The sequence below is a fragment of the Hominenteromicrobium mulieris genome, assembly GCF_046197855.1.
Taxonomy (GTDB): Bacteria; Bacillota; Clostridia; order Oscillospirales; family Acutalibacteraceae; genus Hominenteromicrobium; species Hominenteromicrobium mulieris.
Genome location: NZ_CP173188.1, coordinates 910,503 through 926,399, shown reverse-complemented (window position 1 = coordinate 926,399; position 15,897 = coordinate 910,503). Strand labels below are relative to the sequence as shown.

General features: G+C 50.1%; 14 protein-coding genes. 3 read left to right on the top strand and 11 right to left on the bottom strand.

Annotated features, from left to right (window positions below; all coding sequences use genetic code 11):
- From ACI0CA_RS04375 to greA, 10 genes are all read right to left on the bottom strand, one after another.
- The gene (locus tag ACI0CA_RS04375) at positions 1-255 is read right to left on the bottom strand and encodes a hypothetical protein (protein ID WP_173728689.1); all 255 of its coding nucleotides are present in this window, start codon (positions 253-255) and stop codon (positions 1-3) included.
- 18 nt (positions 256-273) lie between these two features.
- A complete protein-coding gene (locus tag ACI0CA_RS04370) occupies positions 274-585 on the bottom strand; it encodes a hypothetical protein (RefSeq protein WP_197049465.1) in 312 nt (103 codons plus the stop codon).
- 152 nt (positions 586-737) lie between these two features.
- Positions 738-4,997, bottom strand: coding sequence for a SpaA isopeptide-forming pilin-related protein (locus ACI0CA_RS04365; protein WP_197049466.1), 4,260 nt, complete (start codon positions 4,995-4,997; stop codon positions 738-740).
- A gap of 69 nt (positions 4,998-5,066) precedes the next feature.
- Positions 5,067-5,726 (bottom strand): hypothetical protein, encoded by a 660-nt coding sequence (locus ACI0CA_RS04360; RefSeq protein ID WP_197049467.1) that lies wholly within the window; start codon positions 5,724-5,726, stop codon positions 5,067-5,069.
- Positions 5,727-5,970: 244 nt separating this feature from the next.
- A complete protein-coding gene (locus ACI0CA_RS04355) occupies positions 5,971-6,924 on the bottom strand; it encodes a ParB/RepB/Spo0J family partition protein (protein ID WP_197049468.1) in 954 nt (317 codons plus the stop codon).
- A complete protein-coding gene (locus tag ACI0CA_RS04350; protein WP_197049469.1) occupies positions 6,875-7,705 on the bottom strand; it encodes a ParA family protein in 831 nt (276 codons plus the stop codon). Before ACI0CA_RS04350 ends, ACI0CA_RS04355 begins: the two co-directional genes overlap by 50 nt.
- 564 nt (positions 7,706-8,269) lie before the next feature.
- Positions 8,270-8,449, bottom strand: coding sequence for a hypothetical protein (locus ACI0CA_RS04345; protein WP_196854528.1), 180 nt, complete (start codon positions 8,447-8,449; stop codon positions 8,270-8,272).
- 13 nt (positions 8,450-8,462) lie between these two features.
- The gene (locus tag ACI0CA_RS04340) at positions 8,463-9,863 is read right to left on the bottom strand and encodes a zinc-ribbon domain-containing protein (RefSeq protein ID WP_446806529.1); all 1,401 of its coding nucleotides are present in this window, start codon (positions 9,861-9,863) and stop codon (positions 8,463-8,465) included.
- A gap of 254 nt (positions 9,864-10,117) precedes the next feature.
- Entirely contained in the window at positions 10,118-12,049 is a 1,932-nt protein-coding gene (gene lysS / locus ACI0CA_RS04335; protein ID WP_446806530.1) for a lysine--tRNA ligase, read from the bottom strand.
- 79 nt (positions 12,050-12,128) lie between these two features.
- The gene (gene greA / locus ACI0CA_RS04330) at positions 12,129-12,611 is read right to left on the bottom strand and encodes a transcription elongation factor GreA (protein WP_176820141.1); all 483 of its coding nucleotides are present in this window, start codon (positions 12,609-12,611) and stop codon (positions 12,129-12,131) included.
- Positions 12,612-12,935: 324 nt separating this feature from the next.
- On the opposite strand from greA, the gene ACI0CA_RS04325 reads away from it, so the two are divergent.
- The 3 genes from ACI0CA_RS04325 to ACI0CA_RS04315 all read left to right on the top strand — a co-directional run bounded on the left by ACI0CA_RS04325 (position 12,936) and on the right by ACI0CA_RS04315 (position 15,346).
- Complete coding sequence (locus ACI0CA_RS04325) at positions 12,936-13,760, top strand: 4Fe-4S binding protein (protein ID WP_343284837.1); 825 nt, start codon at positions 12,936-12,938, stop codon at positions 13,758-13,760.
- Between the two features lie 177 nt (positions 13,761-13,937).
- Positions 13,938-14,558, top strand: a complete 621-nt coding sequence (locus ACI0CA_RS04320) for an ECF transporter S component (RefSeq protein WP_176820139.1) — start codon at positions 13,938-13,940, stop codon at positions 14,556-14,558.
- Positions 14,559-14,572: 14 nt separating this feature from the next.
- Positions 14,573-15,346, top strand: a complete 774-nt coding sequence (locus ACI0CA_RS04315) for a type III pantothenate kinase (RefSeq protein WP_412278187.1) — start codon at positions 14,573-14,575, stop codon at positions 15,344-15,346.
- 83 nt (positions 15,347-15,429) lie between these two features.
- Here the strand turns inward: ACI0CA_RS04315 and ACI0CA_RS04310 are convergent, their stop codons facing one another.
- Positions 15,430-15,864, bottom strand: coding sequence for an NUDIX hydrolase (locus ACI0CA_RS04310; protein ID WP_412278189.1), 435 nt, complete (start codon positions 15,862-15,864; stop codon positions 15,430-15,432).
- Positions 15,865-15,897 lie beyond the last annotated feature (33 nt).

Genomic DNA, 15,897 nt, shown 5'->3' with positions numbered 1-15,897 from the left:
CTAAATCGTGTTTTCCTCTGATTTCTGTTCATCATCAGCGCCTCCCAAATAGGAAAAGAGCCTGTTTTTTGCGATCTGCTCCTGAAGTTCTGTGATAACCGTCATATCGGAAACGGATATATCGGGAATTTTCAAAATGCTTTGCAGGCTCAGCGCCTTCAAATCCTTTTCGGTTTTACAGCCGGAATCATAGAGCTTCGCCAGCACCTTTACTTTCTGCTGCAAAGCGGTGTTTGCGCTTTTCTTAGCTGCCATTTTCTTTTACCTCCCATCTTAGCTTTTAGCGTAGTCTGAATAGATACGCTGCATTTTGTGCCTTGCCCTGCGTACTTCGGGGGAACAGCCGAGTTCAGGATATTTCGCCTGAATCTTCTGCCTTGTCCTTCGGATACTCTCAAAGCAGGGGATACCGTAAGCCTTGTAATTGCTCATCACATCTTCAAAGCTGAAACGGCTGATACCGTGGGTATCATAAATACACGCCTTGCTGACGAGCAGATACAGCTTCATATCGTCATTTCGTGCTTCGGGGTGTTCCTTTAACACCGAAAGCACTCGGTTTTCAATCGTTTTCAGATTTCTCATTTAAGCCTCCCAAAATAGAAAAGGGGGCGGAGTTTTTAAGCCCCGCCCCCGCATAAGTTCTTACTTTTTCTTTCTGTTACGGATTTGCAAAAAGATAAAGCCGCCTACGATAAAGACAACCAGAGCAATTCCGATGATCGCTTTCAGTTCCATCAGTTATCCTCCTTTTTCTTCTTTTTCTTAAAGCCAATGATACCGCAGGCTGCTATGCCAGCCGCCGATACGCCCGCAAGGGCAAGCCAAAGACCGAGCTTGCTGTCATCTCCGGTTTTCGGCGTATCCCGCAGCTCATTGTGCATTTCAACGACCGTGGTAGAGCCTGTCTGTACCGCTGCCTCCTTGTCGGCAGGCAGGATATACATAGCGGAAGCCGAATTGTTCACCTCGGAAATTTTATATTCGCCGATTCGCAGACCTTCGAGGAAGATCTCACCGTTTTCGTCCGTTTCAAGGGTAACATCATAGCCGTTCTCTCCGGTAATACGGAAAGCAAAACCTTCCACCTTTCTGTCAGACGATGTTTTCACGATTTTCAGGTTTCCACGCATAGGCTCGTTTGCGAAGCCTTTGCCCTCTGTGTTTTCCACCTGATAGGTCTTACCGTCCGTGTCGATAAATACCTCATATACGCCCTCGTCACGGATATACGAATCCGGGCTTGCTGATTCCAAAATGAAGTAGCGCCCATAGAGCAGATCGTTCATTTCATACTGCCCGATTTCCTTTTCGGTCAGTGTGCCGATCAGCTCGTCCTCGCTGTCCAGCTCGCCGTTATCGTTGGAGTCCTTATAGACCTCAAACACAGCGCCCGTCAGCTTCGTATCGGTATATTCAGCGTCCACCTTCATAAGAGCGATGTTGCCACGCACCAGCTTATTGACGATTTCAATCTCAACGACCTGCTCATTCTCTGAGATGTTCACATCATAGACCGTTTCGTCAAGCACGAATCCGGTCGGCTGCTTGATCTCACGGATATACCAGCTTCCGTAAGGCACATTCTCAAAGGAGAAGCTGCCATCGTCGCCGGATACGACGGTCATCAGGGCATTTTCTTCGGTAAATTCCACATCATCGCTCTTAAACAGACCAATGAGCGCACCGCCGAGTCCCTCGCCGTTCTCGTCCACCTTTTTGCCGGACACCGAGCCATAAATCAGCTTGTTTTCCATCGGCTCTCCGTCATTTACGGCAATCACAACCGTTGCGGCTTCCTGTCCCGCATACTCAAATACAACGGGATATTTTTCGCCGCTGAGCTGATAATGCTCGTCCGTCGCAAGCTCTTTTACATAATAGCTGCCCAAAGGTAGGTCAGTCCCTACGGTCGCTCTGCCGTTTTCATCAAGCGTGATGATTTCAAGCAGACCGTCTTTCGGAATGGAAGTGCCGCTTGCGGACACAAGCTCCTCATCGGCGAACAAGCCGAAGCTGATATTTTTGATTTCTCCGTTATTGCCGATACCGAACAGCTCGTTTGTCTCCAGCGCTTTTTCAAGGCTGACCTCAACCTTCTGCCGTTCATTGACAAAGGAAGTCGCCGTTTCGGTCACGGCTACATCCTGTCCGGCGTAAATGAGTTCTACGGTATGGACTTCACTGCTCAGCACCATTCCATAGCCTGCCTTGACCTCTTTTACCTCATATTTTCCGAGATAGAGTTCCTTGCTTTTTGCAAAGCCGGTTTCATCGGTCGTAACCGTATCGACCAGCTCGCCCTTGCTGTACCTCAGCGTACCGTCTGGCGTTACCACATCTTCGGCGGCACGGATTTCATAAACGGTATCGGGAAGCCCCTGTGTTTCATAGATCGGTTGATAGATAACGGGAAGCTCCTGCCCGTTTTCATCTGTCCCGCCGCTTACCAAAACGCCGAAGAATACCTCGCCCGTCTTTTCAATGCTGATCGTGCCTTTCTGCGGCATATTGGTCTTTTCAACTTTAATCACTGTTACCCCGCTTTCCTCAGAAGAATTTTCTTCCGTTACATCAAAATAGACGGGTGTGGAATCAAGGACATATCCATAAGGACTCTGTACCTCAACGATAGAGTAGCCCTGACCGTATGGCAGCTTTTCCGGCGTTACGAGCGAGCCGTTAGCGTCGGTATAGAAAGTGTCAACGGTTGTCGGGGTAGGATAGGTAAACTCCATCGTGATGAGATTGCCGGACGAATCATAAATCTGGAATCCTGCACCCGCATAGGGAATGGTCTTGCCCGTTTCTGCGTCCACCTTGACTACTTGGATATAGCTTTCAAAATTGCTGTTGTTAATCAAATAGCGGTAAGTCTGGGCGTCCTTTGCGATGAACACATCAAAATCATCCATCAGCTCCCTGCCTTCCCAGCCGGATACCTGATGGACGGTATATGTGCCGTAAGGCATATCCTTTGTCTGTGCAAAGCCGTTCTCATCGCAGATGAGCGTATCACGCTCGGATTCCTTTGCGTTCGCAAAAGAGCCTGCGGACTTGAGATACACTTCAAAAACTGCGCCTTCTTCGGGCGTTTCAATCTGTGTTTCGCCATCGTCCGTATGTTTGATAATGGCGATATTGCCCTTGATGACCTGTTCGTTTACATCATTTGCGGTCTGGTTATGCTCAATGGTATAAAGCTCCGGCTCTGCGCCGACCTTGTGGACGGTCGGATCGAGCAAATAGCCCTCGCTCGGCTCCAGTTCCTTGATCGTCCAGTCCGCACCGCAGATATATTCTCTTGTGGTAAACTGACCGTTTTCATCGGTATAGTATTCGTCGATGAGCTGTTCGCCCTTGAAAATCCCGTATTTTGCGCCTGCAAGCGAGGCGTTTCCCTGCACCGTTCCCGTCTCAGCGTCGCTCTTGGTCACGGTAACGGTAAACTTCTTCAGGATATTCGTGAAATTGCGGGTAGTGACCTCATTCCACTTGACGGGTGCGGTCTGATCTTCGGGAACGACATAGCGAATAGCTGTATCCACTTCCTCGATGGTGTACGGCGTAGTGCCGCTGATCAGCACATCTTCAAAGGTCGCCACACCGTTTTTATCCGTAACCGCATACTCGTCCACGGCAATGCCGGAGAGCGATGTGCCGTAAAGATGGAAGGTCACGCCCTCATTGAAGTTATCCTCCGAAGATTTGATGACCTCAATATCGCCACGCTTCAGCGTGTTGTTGAAGTTGACGGTCGCAACCTGCCCCGCAACTACGGTTACTCTGCGGGACTCCTGCGGCTCGTATCTGTCATATTCCTGCTCGGTTACGGTATATACTCCCGGCATTAGGTTATCGACCTGAATCTGACCGCCGTTTCCTGTCTTAACGGTTTTATCAATACCATTTCCCTGAATACGGAAGGAGATACCGTCCACCTTTCCGTCCTCGCTGGTTTTCACAATCTTCGCCGAGCCGTAAGATACCTTCAGCTTGAGGAAGCCCTTGAGCGGATCATTGACAGTCTGAGCATAGGTTACGGTATCCTGCACACCGCCGTTCGGTCCATAGATACCGTCCGTCCAAGTGATAACGCCCTTTCTCTGCGCCGTTTTCTCTGCGGTAATCGTCAGCCCGTCGCTCGGCGCTTTCTCGGTAGTGATCGTCAGCTTGTTTCCGCTTACGGAGAACTGAACGCCCGAATCATTGGACGAAAACTTATATCCCGAAAGGACATTGTTGCTGTCCGTCAGCGTAACGGTATATTTAGAGCCGTCCCATTCAAGCTCGATTTCCTGTGCGCTCCCCGGCGTTTTGGAAAGGAAGCTCGGCAGCTTGGAATGCTTCTGCACACTTGCCGCCATTGAGTTGTAGTAGCTCATAATCTTGTCATAAAGAGGGTGGCTGCGGCTAATCTGATCCATAACAGCGTCCTTGCCGCCTGTGCTGACCTTGTTAAAGTTTTCATCACGCTCGCCGATGACGGTTTCCCAAATGAGAAGCTGTGTAGCGACTGCGTGAGCCAGCTTATCGCCGCCCTCGTTCTGAGAACGCCACGAGGTTGAGATTGTTCCCGTATAGCCGTACTGGAAGATACGACCGATGAACAGCTTAATATCGTCAGGAGAAATGGTGCTGTTATAGGACGAAGGGTAGTTGTCCCAAAAATCCTCGCCCTTTTTGGTATAGCTGTCTCCGGTCTGCTGCGGGACGCCGATCTCAATACAGTAGCAGATATTTCCCGTATATGATCCCATCGCACGGACGGTTGTATAACGGGAAGTGCCTGTTTTCCAGCCGTTCATAAAGGTATGGCTGCCGTGTCCCCATTCGGCGTTGTAATTCGAGTCCCCGTCACGGGGGAACGAGATAAGGTACACATCGTCCGTTTCCTCTGCGGCATAGGCGGTCGTACCCATTCCCACAAGGGAAGTCACGCACATCAGCGCCGCAAGAAACAGCGACATAATGCGTTTTGGTTTCTTAATTTTCATCTGAAATCCTCCTTGAAATGAAAAAACGCACCGTTTTTTTCGGTGCGTCCTCAAAATGGAATATTAAATTTAAGCATAGCCGATATAGATGTCGTAGATTCCGTCAGAGACTTCCTCCGCCCAAATCCATACGGCTGTGATTTCTTCGTCAGCCTTGTACCGATCCAAGCGGCTGTGAATATCTCTTTCAAGATATTTGCAGTGCGCTCCGGCACAGATCGGATTATCCCAACAGTAAACCGCCTCGCTGTCTAACAGAAGCCCCACGCTCTGAGCGTAGTCTTTTGCAAAGGAAATCCAGTAGTTAATGTCAAAGTCGGTTTCGCTCGGCGTTTCTTCCGTTTCAGGCGGCGCAGGCGTTTCGCTTTCTTTTGGAATATCCGGCTGCGGTGTGGATATGGAATGTTCGGTCTTGTCCGCTTTATCGGGTTGTTCGGCGGGCTGTGCCGCCTGCCCGGTTACAGAAGCAGTCTGAGGCTGTTCGGTGCTGACCGTATCCGTTTCCGTCGTTTCTTCCTGCTTTTCCGGCTTTGCTTCCTGCACGGCTTCAGGCGTTGTTTCAACCTCCTTGCTTTCCTTTTCCGCAGGCGCTTCGGATTCAGAGGCACTTTGAACACTCTCCGAAAAAGAAAACGGCTGCGGCTTATCTTCATTCGGCGGGGCATTGTTGCAGCCTGCAAGCACGATCAGCAAAAGAGCCGTTAAAAAAGCAATCGTTTTTGTTTTCATTGCGCTTCACTCCTTTTCTGCCGCCATTGTAATGCGAAACAGCGTTTCAGGCAAAGGTGTGAAACGAAGGTTAATCTTACATCATAGGGCATACCTCCTGTGCTTTGGAATGGTGCGTTTCCCTGAGATAGATTGCGTTAGGTGAGATAGCTGTAATCAGGAGAGATAGATTTATTCTTTCGGATAGTCAGGTAGTTTAGGGGTTGGAGTGTGAGGAAGGGGAAGAAGAAAAACACACTCCAGCTTACCTGCTGTCACGCTCGGCACGGTTACGCAAAAACTTGTTGTAATGCTCCAGCGCCTTGCAGACATACTCCTCCGTTTGGTTGATGGGGATATTTTTCGGTATCAGGCTTCGCACCCTGTCCCCACGCAAAACAATCTTCTCACGCTGATTCGGCTTTTCCTCGCTCATAATCGCAGAGATTGCCTCCGTAGTCAGCTTGCCTTCCTCAAAAAACTTCCGCATACGGATTGCCTGATCGTGGGACGGGGTACAGTCGTTTAAGTCGATTTCGTCCACCAAATCCCTCTGGCAGTCCTCGTTCAGATAGGACAGCTCAACGGCGGGGCGCATTTTAATCCTGCCCTCGTCCACAAATTCAAGCAGTTCGGGAACAAGGTTTGTGAGGCGGATATATTTTCGGATTTGTTCGTGACTTTCGCCGCTTTCTGCGGCAAGAATTTCACGACTTTTTTTGCCTTGTAAATGGGGCAACACTGTTGCACCATTTTCTTTACTCGGTCTGCCTGCCTGTCTTTTCATAGCGTCAAGCCGCATTTTATATGCGTGAGCTTTCTCCGAGGGAAGTATCTGCGACCGTTGGAAGTTGCTTTCGACCATTAAAATCGTCGCTTCATCACGGTCGAGGTCTACCACCTCACATCTGAGCGTTTCAAATCCGGCAAGCTCACAAGCCCTTTTTCGCCTGTGTCCTGAAATAAGCTCGTATCTTCCGTCCTCCTTCTGCCTTACGGTAGCGGGAGTAATCACGCCACGCTCTTTGATACTTTCCACAAGCTGAAACATATCCTCATCTTCCCGCACCTGAAACGGGTGGTCGGGGAAATCGTCGATTTCCTCAAGCGGAATATCCCTGATTTTTGACAGCTTCGCTTCGTCCCTTTCCTCCTGAGAGGAAAACAATTCATCGAGCGTGTTCGTGGGCAGCGTGAAGTCGCTCTTTCTGCCTGCCATCGGCTAACACCTCCTTTGTGAAACTGGCGTAAGCCTTAGACACCGGACTGTTCGGCTCATAGGCGTAGATACTTGTGCCTTTAGAAGATACCTCTGCGGCTTTTACGGCTGCCGGTATCATTGATCTATATATCCTGATATGGCTGCCGAAATTCTCCCTGAGCGCTTCCACTGTGCTTTTCGCAAGATTTGTCCTTCCGTCCACAAGCGTCAGAAGAATACCGTCGATTTTCAAATCGGCGTTTGTATGTTTCCTCACTTTCGCAATCGTCCCCAAAAGCTGCGTCATTCCCTTAGCGGGAAGATACTGCGCCTGAACGGGGATAATCACGCTGTCCGCCGCCGTTAGAGCGTTAAAGGTAATCATACCCAAGCTCGGCATACAGTCAATAAGGACATAATCGTACTTGTCTTTTACAAGGCTCAGATAATTCTTCAGGACGCTTTCTCGGCTCATCGCCGTTACAAGCGTCATTTCCAATGACGATAGGCTGAGATTGGACGGTACAAGGTCTACCTTCTCTTTATGTTGCAGGATACCGTCAAAGGGATTTTGCTCCTGCTCCGATATGATTGCCTGAAGCTTCTCTGTCAGCGTTACGGAAAGGCTGTCTGTATCCCTCCAGCCGAGACAGGTCGTTAAATCTCCTTGCGGATCAGCGTCAATCAGAAGCACCTTTTTCCCTTGCATAGCAAGTCCAATGCCTAAATTAACCGTAGTCGTGGTCTTGCCCACACCGCCTTTTTGATTGCATACCGCAATCGTCTTGCAGTTTGACATCTCCGGCTTTACCTCCTTTCATAGATTTCACAGCCTGCCTCAATAAGAGGCGGCTATGTAAAGACCGCAGCATTTGTTCTCAACACCCCCTGCGGAAAGCGATTTGCTTTGTACGGGAAGCACTAAGGTTACGGTTTGCGAAACCGTATCATAGGAATCTCACCTCTGCCGGGTACTCCGCCAGCTCCGTAGAGAAGTATCATTATCATTCTGACTGTCATTGCCGTTTCAGTAGCAAGCTGAATTTCAGGTCGGGGATTCTCGCTCGTTCTCCGTATATCAATAGGAAAAGTCACGGCGTACCCACCTTCGGGCTATTCATCAGAACTAATGTCCTTAGCGCCTGTCTATTCAATTTTCAAGGTACTTTGAAGGGGGAAATCCCCTGCGGGAAAATAACCCCTTCACTCATTTGGACAAAGGGGGGCAAAATGCACACCCAAAATCACCCCTTTTCCGAAAAAAATTTGAAAAAAATTTTTTTGACCTTGAAAATTGCTCCTGAAACGACAAAAAGCCGCCCGCTTCTCCGTAGAGAAACAAGCGGCATAGTTGCGGTTTTATTTAGATGTACTGGACGGTAATCTTTTTCTTTCGTGCTTTTGTAAATTTGATAAGGACATCATCTACTGCGTCTGTATATCTGCCTTGCGCTATCAGATTATTTTTAAGGTCGATCAACGCCTGCAAAACTTGTCCGTACTCCTCGTCATCAAGATAGATATGAAATTGCCTGTCTTTCATCAAATCGTCTCCTTTATTTTATCTGTCCTTTTCTCCATTCAAAAAACCTCTGCCGGATAAACACTGTATCCTCATCTTCATTCGAGGTTATGAAAATATGTAAGCTGCGAAACGCTTTTTTGATTTTCATAGCGAAGTCGATTTCGCTGCTTTCTAATGTAAATGGGATTTTAATCAGTTTGATCTCCCGTTTCCTGCAAAGGTATGCTTTCAAGGTTTCTACTTTCTCTGTCTGACTAACCGTTTCAATCGCTGCTTTTTCTTCAGGAAAATAGATTTCAAGCGGTATGCCGATAATCTTATCCGTATCCGTCTGTACCTTTATGCGCTTCTTCGCTGCATAATACATAACTGCCAGCTTCGGAAAAACCGTCAGATAGTCTTTTTCACACACCTTACAGCCTTTTCCTTCAATCGCTTTTTCTGAAATTTTTGCCTTCCACGAGTGTCCGAGTGAACATTTCCACCACACGCTCTGCATTGAGTGCCTTGATATTTTGTTTGGGGAAATATCTTTGTTCTTTTCATAATCCCATTCCGAAAGAAGATGTGCGTCAGTCGTTGCTAAATCATTATACCCTTCCATAACCGCCCGATCCGCACAAACAGGGCATACCGTTCCTTTTACACGGGCATAGACAACAGACTGCCATTCATATCCGCACTCTTTGCACTTCCACCAGACATTTCTGCGAGACTTTTCGTTTATCATATCAGGCGTAAGGGGCAGATTCCGATCCGACCATTCCTGTGCAAGCTGAGGGTGTGTCGTAGCGAAATCATTAAATCCTTTCAGCAGAAGTTGACCGCTGCAATAAGGACACCCGCTTCCGCCTGAACGAGTTGAAATAAGTGTGTTCCACTCGTGTCCTTTGCTGCACCTCCACCATACCTTCTGATTTGCAAAGACCGTAACCATATCAGGCTTTAGCGGATAATTTCTCTCAGACCACTCAGAAGCGATTTGAGGGCGCTGTGAGGCAAGGTCATTAAATCCCACTAAGATTTTATTATGAGAGCAATACGGGCAGCCTGTGCCGTTTAACGCCCTGCTCTTAACCGTTGCCGTCCATTCGTGACCATATTTATCTTGCCAAATCACTTTCTTATGAGAGCCTATTGTTACCATTGTCGGCTTTAGCGGATCGTTCTTACTTGACCATTCAGCAGCCAGCGCCGGCTTCAGCGTTGCCAAATCATTGATACCCTCTATCACTCTTGCGCCTGAACAGATTGGGCAGTTTTCGCCATTTGAACGAGCCTTAACACTCGTTTTCCATTCGTGACCACAAGCGCCTTTCCACCAAACGACTTTGTTTGAGCCGTATGTAATCTTATACGGAGTAAGCGGCAGATTTTTATCCGACCATTCCGCAACAAGCTCAGGGTGTACTTCTGATAAAATATTGCTCATACTCAATCCTCTCCTTCCTCTGCGATTATCTTCATTATATTGAGAAAGCGTGGATTGGTATAGTTTGCGACAAGGGCGAATAAAAACTATGAGAAAATACAGAAGCCCCTGAGAAGCCATAACTTCTCAGGGGCAGTGTGAAACTAAAAATTATGCGATTTTTTTGTTGCTGCACCGATTTTGGCAGCGATTGGTGTAAAATTGGTGTATTTGTGTAAATTCCGAGCTTTTCGGAAAATGAAGTACATCTCGTTTTAGTAGAGCTTTGCGCCTGCCGGAATGTGGTCGTCTACCATCAGAAGATGGAGCTTTTCTTCGCCTTCCTCGTGGTGTACGGCGCTTATCAACATACCGCAGGAATCAATACCCATCATCGGTCTTGGCGGCAAGTTGACGATTGCAATGCAAGTCTTTCCGACAAGCTCCTCCGGCTCGTAATAGGCGTGGATACCGCTTAAAATCGTCCTGTTTTCGCCTGTACCGTCGTCCAGCGTGAATTTTAAGAGCTTCTTGGACTTCGGCACCGCTTCGCAGGCAAGCACCTTGACGGCTCTGAAATCAGACTTAGAGAAAGTCTCAAAATCCACGAAATCTTTGAATAAAGGCTCGATCTCTACTTTGGAGAAATCTATCTTTTCCGGCTCCGCTTTCGGGGCTTCAACCGCCTCAGAGCTTACACCATTTTCGTCCTTTACACCATTCAAGGGTTTCATTGTCGGGAACAGCAAAACATCGCGGATGGCCGGGGAATCCGTCAGCAGCATCACAAGGCGGTCGATGCCGTAGCCGATGCCGCCCGTCGGGGGCATGCCGTACTCAAGCGCATTCAGGAAATCCTCGTCCGTGTGGTTCGCTTCCTCGTCGCCCGCAGCAAACGCCGCGTCCTGCGCCGCAAAACGCTCTCTCTGGTCGATCGGGTCGTTCAGCTCGGAGTACGCGTTGCACATTTCCCACGTGTTGATGAACAGCTCAAAGCGCTCCACCTTCGTCGGGTCGCTCGGCTTCTTCTTCGTCAGCGGAGAAATCGCCAGCGGGTGGTCCATGATGAACGTCGGCTGAATGAGCTCCTTCTCGCAGTATTCCTCAAAGAACAGGTTGATGATGTCGCCTTTCGTGTGGCGCTCCTCATATTCAATGTGGTGCTCTTTTGCAAGCGCCTTCGCTTCTTCGTCGGTCCTCACCTCGTCAAAGTCGATGCCCGCATACTTCTTGATGGCGTCGTTCATCGTCAAGCGCGCAAACGGCTTCGAGAGGTCGATTTCCTCACCGTTATACGTGATGACCGCGCTGCCGCACACCTTCTCGGCAAGGTAACGGAACATGTTCTCCGTCAGCTCCATCATGCCGTAATAATCCGTGTAGGCCTGGTAAAGCTCCATCAGCGTGAACTCCGGGTTGTGGCGCGTATCGACGCCCTCGTTGCGGAACACACGGCCAATCTCGTAAACCTTTTCAAGGCCGCCTACGATGAGGCGCTTCAGGTAAAGCTCCAGAGAAATACGCAGCTTCACGTCTTCGTTCAGCGCATTATAATGCGTCTCAAACGGGCGCGCCGCCGCACCGCCGGCATTCGAAACCAGCATCGGGGTCTCCACTTCCATAAATCCTCTGCCGTCGAGGAAATTGCGGATCTCCTTAATGATCTTCGAGCGCTTTACAAACGTGTCCTTCACTTCCGGGTTCACGATGAGATCGACGTATCTCTGGCGGTAGCGCATATCGGTGTTCGTCAGGCCGTGGAACTTCTCCGGCAGCACCTGCAGGCTCTTCGAGAGCAGCGTCACAGCCGAAGCGTGAATAGAAATCTCGCCGGTTTTTGTCTTGAACACCTCGCCGCGCACGCCGATGATGTCGCCGATGTCAAATTTCTTAAAATCCTTGTAGCTGTCTTCGCCCACAGCGTCACGCGCCACATAGCACTGGATGCCGCCCTTTAAGTCCTGCACATTGCAGAACGATGCCTTGCCCATGACGCGCTTGCTCATCATACGGCCGGCCACCACAACTTCTTTGCCCTCAAGTGCGTCGAAATCGTCTTTAATTTCCGCGCTGTGGTGCGTCACGTCAAATTTCGTGATCTGGAACGGGTCTTTGCCGTCTTCTACAAGCTGAGCGAGCTTCTCTCTGCGTACGCGCAGCACTTCGGTCAGTTCCGCTTCCGTTTCCGGGGTCTTCTTTTCTGCCATTTTCTGCCTTCCTTTCCCCGCCGCACGGCGGTCACAAAAAAAGCGGGCGGATTTTCCATCCGCACCGCCTGATTCTCAATTAAGATACGGAGATGATCGTGTACTCCACGATGCCTGCGGGTGTCTCCACTTCAACGGTCTGTCCGACCTTCGCGCCGACAAGTGCTTTGCCCACGGCGGATTCATCGGAGATCTTGCCCTGGCGCGGGTTTGCTTCGTTAGAGCCCACAATGCTGAAGCTGCGCTCGGCTTCACTGCCGTCCGCACGTTTCGTTTTTACAAATACGGAAGAACCGATGTGCACAGTATCTGCCGCAAGGTTTTCCTTCTCGATGACGCGTGCGTTGCTCACCATCACTTCAAGGTCGGCGATGCGCGCCTCAAGGATAGCCTGATCGTTCTTTGCTTCGTCATATTCGCTGTTCTCGGAAAGGTCGCCGAAAGAAAGCGCTTCTTTAATTTTTTCCGCAACTTCTTTTCTGCGGTTGACCTTCAAATCCTCCAGTTCAGCCTGCAATGCCGCAAGGCCTTCCTCTGTAACATAATATGCCTTTTCTGCCATAGTAAATAAACCACCTTTATTTGTAATTCCGAAAAACGGGTAAATGCGTACACTAATGTTCTTTATTATAGCGATTTTGGTACCAAATGTCAATGTTTTTTACGACGGAAAAGTGTACAGAATAAGCCGTTTTTCCGCCCCATCTTTGCTCATTTCCCCCATTCCCGCCCTACCCCGCACAAAGCCCCGCTTCTTTCATAAAATGCCTTTTCCGTTATGCGATAGATTTCCCTTGTGTTTTATACGGGATATGGTAGAATGAAAGCGTAAAATTAAATTTCAAACGCACAACATGTACAAAGCACAGTTACAAGGAGGCTCATCTTGAAAAAGTATCGGGCATCGGCTTTGATGTTTCTGCTTTTTGAAGGCGTAGCGGTTACGCTGTGGCTCACAAAAAGCAACCTGTTTTATTTATTCAATTTCAGCTACATAGGTTCTTGCCTTTCGGTCGGCTTAGCGCTTTTCACCGCGGGAAAACGCTATGCGCGGCAGTTTGTGCAGCTTGCAGTCGGTCTTTACATGCTCGTGTATCTGGGACTGATGTCGCAGGAGAACATGCAGATTGAGGGCTTTTGGTACTATCTGTTTTCCGGCGTGTTCGAGGCGGCGACGATTCACTACGCCGTCGCAAAAATTTTCGGCCCGCTGCTTTTCGGCCGCGGCTGGTGCGGTTATGCCTGCTGGACAGCCATGGTCTTAGACTTGCTCCCGTTCAAAGTGCCGCAAAAGCCCCGCAAAGAAAAGCTGGGCACGCTGCGCTATGTGATGTTCGCGCTCTCGTTCGCGCTCGTCTCCGCCCTGTTCCTGATGAAGTTCTCGAACCTCGAGCGCATCATGTTCTGGCTGTTCCTCATCGGCAACATTCTTTACTATGCCGGCGGCATCGCGCTCGCGTTTATTTTTAAGGATAACCGCGCGTTCTGCAAATATCTTTGCCCGATCACCGTCTTCTTAAAGCCGATGAGCTATTTTTCACTCCTGCGCGTACATTGCGATGAAAGCAAATGTGTCCAATGCGGCAAATGCCTGAAGGTCTGCCCGATGAACGTCGAGGTCAACAAAGAAAGCCGAAAGCGCAAAAACGCCACGGAGTGCATCCTGTGCTATGCATGCACCAAGGTCTGTCCCAAAAAAGCGCTGCACTAAATACTGAACAGCTCACTTTTCATCTTTCGTCCTCCTCTCGGGCTAAGCCCAGTTTATCACTTTACGCCGCGTCAAAGTCAATAGAAAACATTGCGATTTTTCAAAATCTGTGCTATACTTTTTTCGTATTGTATTGTATCTCCTACGGAGAATAATAACAAGAAAGGAAAATTGAATATGAACAAGAAATTTAACGCAAAGCAGCTCACTCTGCTCGGCCTGATGACGGCGCTTTTGCTGCTGATGTCCTTTACGCCGCTCGGCTATCTGAACATCGGGCCGCTCGCCATCACGTTCAACGTTATCCCGGTTGCCGTGTCCGCACTGGCCCTCGGACCTGTAGGTGGTCTCATCGCAGGATCCGTCTTCGGCCTCACAAGCTTTCTGCAGGCGATCGGCGTCGGCGGTGTGAGTATGCTCGGGTCCACGCTTTTTAGCATCAACCCGTTTTTCTCCATTTTGCTGTGCTTTGTCCCGCGTATGCTGGACGGCTTTTTGCTCGGCTACATCTTCCGCAGCGTCAGTAAGCTGAACCGCGTCGCCGCGTGCTTCGTCACGGGCTTCGCCGCTGCGTTCTTAAATACGCTTTTCTTCATGTCCGCACTCATCCTGCTTTTCGGGCAAACCGAGTACATGCAGGGCTTGATCAACGGCCAAAACATTCTGCTGTTCGTCTGCGCGTTCGTCGGCGTCAACGCCGTGTTCGAGATGCTCTCGTCCACCGTCATCACCGGCGCCGTCGGCAGCGTTCTCTTAAAAGCCGGGTTTATTCAAACACCCGCTAAAAAAGCAGATTAAAAGGAGGTCCTACCATGATCTTAGCCATCGATATCGGCAACACCAACATTGTCATCGGCTGCTGTGCCGATGGACAGGTCATTTTCCGCGAACGCGTTTCCACAAACCCCACCGCAACGGTGCTCGAATATGCCGCCATGCTCAAAATGGCGTTTGATATGAACCGCGCAGACATCACCGCGGTTGACGGCGCGATTCTCTCATCCGTCGTCCCGGCCGTCACGCTCACCATGCGCGACGCGGTGCACAAATACCTGCACCTCACGCCGCTCGTCGTCGGCCCCGGCATCAAAACCGGCCTGCGCATCCACATCGATAATCCCGCCCAGCTCGGCAGCGACCTCGTCGTGGACGCCGTCGCGGGCATCCACCACTATCCCCTCCCGCAGATCATCATCGATATGGGTACCGCCACCACCGTCTCCGTTCTGGATGCGGAGGGCGGATACCGCGGCGGCATGATTCTGCCGGGTGTGGCCGTCTCGCACGATGCCCTCGCAAGCCGCACCGCGCAGCTGCCGAAGGTCGCGTTCGAGCTGCCGAAGCACACCATCGGCACAAATTCCGTAGATTGCCTCAAAAGCGGCCTGCTCTACGGCAACGCCGGCGCACTGGACGGCCTCATCGACCGCATCAACGTGGAATTAAACACCCCCTGCACGGTCGTCGCAACCGGCGGACTCTCCTCCGTCATCGCGCCCCTTTGCCGCAACAAGATCATCTTAGATGACGACCTGCTCCTTAAAGGGCTCTCCATCCTCTTTGAAAAAAACAAACCGAAAAACTGAAGACGCCCCGGCGCTTCAAGTCAATACAATACACACAAAAAGCACGCAGATTTTCATGCTCTGCGTGCTTTCTTTATGTCCGTTTATACGCCGAACCCCCGTCTTTCCGCCTCTTTCAAAAGTGCCGGCTGAATTTCCGGGTACGTCCAGTTTTCCGGCAGAGCGTCGCATAATACAATTTTCTCCATCTCGCTGTGTATCTCCCCAAACGATGCGATTTCCGCATAAAACAGCCCGCCGAACGCTTCCTCGCCCGTCTCGTTCACGCGCGTTTTGCCCGTCACGGAGTACACGCAGATCGGACGAATCTCAAATTTCACCGCACCCGTTTCTTCCATAAGCTCGCGCTTCGCCGTCTCTGCAATCGCCTCCCCCGTCTCTCTGTGCCCGCCCGGAAACTCCAGCGTCTCGCGCTTCTTGTGCTTACAAAGCACCCATTTTCCGTCATGCTTCGCAATAACAACCGCAAAACGCAGCAGCTCGTCTTTCACATCTTCGTAAAACTTAACCGCCAACATAAAACGCCCCCGAATTTTCACGCTCTCTCGTCA

Coding starts and splice junctions, on each gene's coding strand:
- ACI0CA_RS04375 (WP_173728689.1), bottom strand. CDS start 255: ATGGCAGCTAAGAAAAGCGCAAACACCGCTTTGCAGCAGAAAGTAAAG.
- ACI0CA_RS04370 (WP_197049465.1), bottom strand. CDS start 585: ATGAGAAATCTGAAAACGATTGAAAACCGAGTGCTTTCGGTGTTAAAG.
- ACI0CA_RS04365 (WP_197049466.1), bottom strand. CDS start 4,997: ATGAAAATTAAGAAACCAAAACGCATTATGTCGCTGTTTCTTGCGGCG.
- ACI0CA_RS04360 (WP_197049467.1), bottom strand. CDS start 5,726: ATGAAAACAAAAACGATTGCTTTTTTAACGGCTCTTTTGCTGATCGTG.
- ACI0CA_RS04355 (WP_197049468.1), bottom strand. CDS start 6,924: ATGGCAGGCAGAAAGAGCGACTTCACGCTGCCCACGAACACGCTCGAT.
- ACI0CA_RS04350 (WP_197049469.1), bottom strand. CDS start 7,705: ATGTCAAACTGCAAGACGATTGCGGTATGCAATCAAAAAGGCGGTGTG.
- ACI0CA_RS04345 (WP_196854528.1), bottom strand. CDS start 8,449: ATGAAAGACAGGCAATTTCATATCTATCTTGATGACGAGGAGTACGGA.
- ACI0CA_RS04340 (WP_446806529.1), bottom strand. CDS start 9,863: ATGAGCAATATTTTATCAGAAGTACACCCTGAGCTTGTTGCGGAATGG.
- lysS (WP_446806530.1), bottom strand. CDS start 12,049: ATGGCAGAAAAGAAGACCCCGGAAACGGAAGCGGAACTGACCGAAGTG.
- greA (WP_176820141.1), bottom strand. CDS start 12,611: ATGGCAGAAAAGGCATATTATGTTACAGAGGAAGGCCTTGCGGCATTG.
- ACI0CA_RS04320 (WP_176820139.1), top strand. CDS start 13,938: ATGAACAAGAAATTTAACGCAAAGCAGCTCACTCTGCTCGGCCTGATG.
- ACI0CA_RS04315 (WP_412278187.1), top strand. CDS start 14,573: ATGATCTTAGCCATCGATATCGGCAACACCAACATTGTCATCGGCTGC.
- ACI0CA_RS04310 (WP_412278189.1), bottom strand. CDS start 15,864: ATGTTGGCGGTTAAGTTTTACGAAGATGTGAAAGACGAGCTGCTGCGT.